The following is a 2,755-nucleotide window of genomic DNA, read 5'->3' on the forward strand; positions in this document are numbered from 1 at the left end:
GCATGTCACGCGGCGTGCCGACCGGCTTCACCGAGCTCGACGACGTGACCAATGGTCTGCATCCGGGACAGATGATCATCGTCGCGGCGCGCCCGGGTGTGGGTAAGGCGCTCGCGCTGGACACACCGCTGCCCACACCCGCCGGCCGGACCACGATGGGTGACGTCGGCGTCGGTGATGAGTTGCTCGATGCCGACGGGTTGCCGACCAGGGTGGTCGCCGCCACCGCGGTCATGCTGGGCCGGCCGTGCTACCAGATCGAATTTTCCGACGGGACGGTCATCGTCGCCGACGCCGGGCACCAGTGGCCGACGGCTTACGGAATCCGGACGTCAGCTCAGTTGCGTTGCGGCCTGGACACAATCGTGGTGGAAAGGTCCGTCGCTCGGTACGCCGTGCGGCGGGCCGCCCCCGCCCTGATGGCTCCGGAGCTGCAGGTCGTCTCGGTGCGACAGGTGGGCAGTGTTCCGGTGCGGTGCGTCGAGGTCGACAACGCCGCACACCTGTATCTGGCCGGCCGCGGGATGGTGCCGACGCATAACTCCACCCTCGGGTTGGACTTCTTGCGGTCGTGTTCGATCAAGCACCGCCACGCCAGCGTCATCTTCTCGCTGGAGATGAGCAAGTCCGAGATCGTGATGCGGTTGCTCTCCGCGGAAGCGAAAATCAAGCTCTCCGATATGCGTTCGGGCCGGATGAATGACGACGACTGGACCCGGCTGGCGCGGCGGATGAGCGAAATCAGCGAGGCCCCACTGTATATCGACGATTCGCCGAACCTGACCATGATGGAGATCCGCGCCAAGGCGCGCCGGCTGCGGCAGAAGGCGAACCTGAAGCTGATCGTGGTCGACTACATGCAGCTGATGACCTCGGGCAAGAAGGTCGAGTCACGACAGGTGGAAGTTTCCGAATTCTCACGCCATCTCAAGCTTTTGGCCAAAGAGCTCGAGGTTCCGGTGGTCGCGATCAGCCAGCTCAACCGTGGTCCCGAGCAGCGCACCGACAAGAAGCCGATGCTGGCCGACCTTCGCGAGTCGGGGTGTCTGACCGCCTCCACACGAATCCTGCGCGCCGATACCGGTGCCGAGGTCACTTTCGGCGAGCTTATGCAGACCGGCGAGCGGCCCCTGGTGTGGTCTCTGGACGAGCGGTTGCGGATGGTCGCCCGCCCGATGACCAACGTGTTCCCGAGCGGTCGCAAGGAGGTGTTTCGGCTTCGGCTGGCCTCAGGACGGCAGGTCGAGGCCACCGGCAACCATCCCTTCATGAAGCTCGATGGCTGGACTCCGCTGGCGCAGTTGAACGTTGGTGATCGCATCGCGGCACCGCGGCGGGTTCCAGAGCCCGTTGACACCCGGCGGATGGAAGAATCCGAGGTCGTTCTGCTCGCTCACATGATCGGTGATGGGTCGTGTGTGAAGAAGCAACCGATCCGGTACGCGTCAGTGGATGAGGCGAACCTCGTCGCGGTGACGGTCTCAGCCGCGCATTTCGGTGTGAGCGCAGTTCGAGACGTTTACCCGGCGGCGCGGGTGACTTCGCTGCGGTTGCCGTCGCCGGACCGACTGGCGCGTGGTCGCCGCAATCCCATCGCCGCCTGGCTCGATGGGCTGGGGCTGTTTGGTCTACGCAGTTATGAAAAGTTCGTGCCCAAAGCAGTTTTCAGATTGCCCAATGACCAGGTGGCGTTGTTCCTGCGTCACCTGTGGGCCACGGATGGATCGGTGCGGTGGGATGCCAAAGTGGGTCTGGCACGGATCTATTACGCGTCAACCAGTCGACGCCTCATCGACGACGTGGCCCAATTACTCCTTCGTCTGGGTGTGCAGAGCCGGGTTACGCGAATGCGCAAGGCGGGATATCGCGACTGCTGGCATTTATGGATTGATAGGGCCGAGAATCAAACGGCGTTCTTGACCAAAGTCGGTGTCCACGGTGCGCGTGGCAAGTCTGCGGAATTTGTGCTTGAGCAACTGGGATCACGCGTCCGTCGTCCCGGTGGGGACACGGTGCCCGTAGACGTATGGGACAAGGTACGAGAAGCGTTGACCCGCAAGCCGGTCGCCAGTGGCGAATTCAGAGCCGCTACGAAACTGGGATTTTACAAGTCGCGGTTACGACATGCTCCGGGGAGGTCGCTGCTACACAGGATAGCGGCGACGCTTGAGGATCCCGAAATTCACACGTTGGCGACCAGCGATGTTTTCTGGGATCGGATTGTCGAAATTACCAGCATTGGCGAACACGATGTTTACGATGGAACTGTAAGTGGGACACACAATTTCGTCGCAAATGGAATTAATCTGCATAATAGTTTAGAACAAGATGCTGACGTCGTGATTCTGCTGCACCGGCCGGACGCGTTCGAGCGCGATGATCCGCGTGGGGGAGAGGCGGATTTCATTCTCGCCAAACACCGTAACGGCCCGACCAAGACCGTCACCGTCGCGCATCAGCTGCACTTGTCGCGATTCGCCAACATGGCAAGGTGAACGGGCGCCAGTAGTAGGTTCTCAAACGAAGTGTCCGATCCGGTCCAACGGTCGCTAGCAGGTCCAAGACCATGTCGTAACTCCCCTCAGTCGTAACTGCTAGCAATGCTAACCCCCTGTTTGTTCCGTGCCGATAGCGGCGCTAGTCCTTATAGCGGTGATATCGTGAGGTATGGCATTCGAGGATCGCCGTGAGCGTGACCGGGCCGCCCGCAGGCGGCTGATCATCACAACGGCCCGCACGTTGGCCGAGGCCGAAG

At 61.8% G+C, this 2,755-nt stretch carries 1 protein-coding gene; it reads left to right on the forward strand.

The genetic code is table 11. The features are described from left to right. On the forward strand, positions 1 to 2,495 hold a 2,495-nt coding region (locus tag ACLP9N_RS08350), incomplete at its 5' end, for a replicative DNA helicase (protein WP_442406952.1). Between the last annotated feature and the right edge of the window lie 260 nt (positions 2,496 to 2,755).

Origin of the sequence: Mycobacterium sp. (assembly GCF_052144515.1) — a bacterium.
In the GTDB taxonomy this organism is placed as follows: Bacteria; Actinomycetota; Actinomycetes; order Mycobacteriales; family Mycobacteriaceae; genus Mycobacterium.